The sequence below is a fragment of the Acetobacter sp. DmW_125128 genome (assembly GCF_008704325.1).
GTDB classification, from domain to species: domain Bacteria; phylum Pseudomonadota; class Alphaproteobacteria; order Acetobacterales; family Acetobacteraceae; genus Acetobacter; species Acetobacter oryzifermentans.
On the sequence record NZ_VHOP01000084.1, the window covers coordinates 1 to 820 of the forward strand.

Sequence of the window (820 nt, forward strand, 5' to 3'; positions counted from 1 at the left end):
TTAGAGCCTGATCCGAAAGTTTTTGAACAATACCAGCATGTTGTGATTCATTCGTCTTTGCGAAGAGATGGAGTGAATAGTGGCATGGACTGGTATTGCCCGACACGAACATAGCCGGGAGGGATTGCGATATCCATCGGATATGACGGATGCCGAGTGGGCTTTGATTATGCCGTTCGTGCCCCCGGCGAAACGGGGCGGACGGCCTCGCACGGCGGATATGCGCGAGGTTGTAAACGCGATACTCTATATCGCCTCGGGTGGGTGTGCGTGGCGTCTGCTGCCGAAATGCTTTCCACCGGTCTCGACCGTCAGGCGCTACTTTTACGCATGGCGTGATGCCGGACTGTTCGAAGCGATGAACACGGTACTGGTCATGAACCTGCGGGAGATCGAAGGGCGTGAGGCCTCCCCGAGCGCGGGCGTGATTGATAGCCAGTCGGTGAAAACCACGGAAAGTGGTGGAATTTCCGGTTATGACGCTGGAAAGAAGGTCAAAGGTCGCAAGCGCCATATTCTGACGGATACCTGCGGCTTCCTGATCTTCCTCCTTGTTCATGCCGCTGACATTCAGGATCGTGACGGGGCTGTCGATGTCCTGGCGGCAATACGCAGGCGCTTTCCCTGGCTGCGCCACATCTTCGCCGATGGCGGCTATGCCGGTAATAAACTGCGATCCGCGCTCGCCAGCATGGGAAAATGGACGGTCGAAATCATCAGGCGATCAGACACAGCCAAGGGCTTTGAAATCCTGCCTCGCCGCTGGGTGGTCGAACGAACATTCGCCTGGCTCGGTCGCTGCAGGCGGCTCGCCAAAGAC

Annotated in this window: 1 protein-coding gene; it reads left to right on the forward strand. The window is 57.2% G+C overall.

Going from position 1 to position 820, the window contains the following annotated elements; translation table 11 throughout:
• Window positions 1-76: 76 nt before the first annotated feature.
• A partial coding sequence (locus FKW19_RS15010) for an IS5-like element IS1031D family transposase (RefSeq protein ID WP_150225431.1) occupies window positions 77-820 on the forward strand: 744 nt, incomplete at its 3' end.